Below are 2,201 nucleotides of genomic sequence, written 5' to 3' on the forward strand. Positions count from 1 at the left end.
AATCGTTAGGGGTGGTTTTTGTGTTCCAACCCCCGATTCTAATTTCTTGACTAGTTTCTTTTTTCATTTTTTTCTCCTTTTATTTTCATTTTGAATAATAAAAAAAGACTCTCGTAACGAGAGCCTTGATATTTTTATTCATTATTATTTTTCTTTCGATATTTTTTATAATTTAAATTTATTTATCATAATAATTAGCATCTGTCAAAACTTTAACAATTAAACTCATACGCAAATTTAAAGCACTGTTTGTTGATAAAAAAGCTATTTTTCCCCAATCGACATTCATAAATATTTTTTTTATTTCATGATGTTTTTTTAAAATTTTAATACCATAACCTCTTTTGTTTGGTAATTCTAAAAAAGATTTATATATTTTCATTCCTCTAAAACAAGTGCTAGGTAAATATAAATGACATTTTTCTAACATTTTTTTATTTCGTGTGCTCCCTGGCGTTCCTCCATCAGATAAAGAATATATTTTAATAAAATTATTAGCAGTTTTTATTTTTGTTTTAACTATTAAATGAGTGTTTATTTTAGTCCAAATTTGAAAACAAGTAGATACTTTAACTTTTTTACCATCAGGATATTCAAAAGAATTTAATGGTAAATTTTGTGAATAAGCTAATTTATAACCTTTTACTCTTGAATTAGGGCTTCCTTTTCCGTCAGAATTAAAGCAAGGAGGTAAAATAAAAGCTACCACATCAGCAAAATTATAAGAATGATTAATAAATCTTAATGCTAAATTTCCTCTTAAACCGAAAGGAGGATTGCCAAAAACTATATTTTTTTTGTTTTTGGGTTCAAAATCTAAATAATCAGAAATAAAATAATCTTTATTAAGATTTGGATTAATTTCAACTCCAATTCTGTTATTTGGGGGCATTTTACGATAAAAATTTCCTGTTCCAGCAGACGGTTCTATAAAACAATATTCATTAAAATTAATATCTAATTTTTTCAATTCTTTTGTTAGGGTTTCAAAACACCAATCAACTGTTTTTTCAGTTGTATAAAATTCGTCAAATTTTCTTTTTTGTAACGGATTATTAAAAATATCTATTTGCTTTTTAGATTGTTCATTATTTAAACAATCATTTATTTTTTGTAAATAAAAATTATATTGAAAAGGAATTTTCTTTTTTTCAATCCAACGTTTAATCGTTCCTGAATGAACATTCAATTTATTAATTAAAAAATCAATTCCATATTTGTTTTTTAATATTTTAAAATTTTCAAAACAAAAATGTTCTTTTATTATTTGATTCATTTGTTTCCAACTTTCTTAAAAATTCAAAATTTAAAATAATTATAAATGAAATATTTTTTGTTAAATTGTACATATTTTTGTTATAAAAATAAAAATCCCCGAATTTGCGAAAAATAAAATCGCAAAATTAGGGGGTATATGCGCGTGTTTGGGGGTATGTTAATGTTATTATTACATGTAAGGTTTAATATATTAGTTAAAAAGCAATAATTTTAATCAATTATTTCTACTTTGTCTTTTCCAAAAAAATAAATGGCTAAATCGACTATTATTTTATTTTTGGCCTCTTCATAAGTAATGTATGGGTCTAAAAAACATTTTTGATATGCTTTTTTTCCGAATTGGCGTAATAAATCATCAACATCTTTACAAGTTTTATCATAAGGTGGTAAAATACGTCTAATTTCGTAAATAATATTTTCTTCTTTAAGTTGTTCTCCTAAGGCTTCACTTCGTTTTTGACCTGTTTCATCATTATCTAAGGCAATAATTACTTTGATATTTTCTTTTTTTAGAATTTCTATTTGCGATTTAGAAAGTAGTTGAGTGACACAAATGAGACCGACAACGTTTTTAATCCCGTTTTGCCAACAACTAATGACATCAAAAAAACCTTCATGAATGATCATGGTTTTTGTTTGTTTGATAAAAGGTAACGCTTCAAAAAAACGATAACTAAAATGAAAGGTCGGTGTTTGACTAAAATTAGTTAAAGCTTGGTATTTTGGTTGAAAGTAAGATACTTCCCGAAAATGATTTTGATAAAAATGGAATGTGTTATTATATCCGTTTTCTATAGGGATAATGATAGAACCATGAAAAGTATCGTGATAATATTTTTTACCTTGTTGATTGGTTTTTTCTTTAATAAAACCATATTCAATTAATTTTGTTGTATCGATATTTTGTTTTTTACAATAATTTA

Annotated in this window: 2 protein-coding genes; both read right to left on the reverse strand. The window is 24.6% G+C overall.

The annotated features are described in order from the left end of the window. Positions 1-178 precede the first annotated feature (178 nt). Entirely contained in the window at positions 179-1,276 is a 1,098-nt protein-coding gene (locus tag RI68_RS01820; RefSeq protein WP_017193551.1) for an SAM-dependent methyltransferase, read from the reverse strand. A 212-nt stretch (positions 1,277-1,488) separates the two neighbouring features. Continuing rightward, the coding region (locus RI68_RS01825) for a toprim domain-containing protein (protein ID WP_017193552.1) at positions 1,489-2,201 on the reverse strand (713 nt) is incomplete at its 5' end.

Origin of the sequence: Vaccinium witches'-broom phytoplasma str. VAC (genome assembly GCF_000309405.1) — a bacterium.
Classification (GTDB): domain Bacteria; phylum Bacillota_I; class Bacilli_A; order Acholeplasmatales; family Acholeplasmataceae; genus Phytoplasma.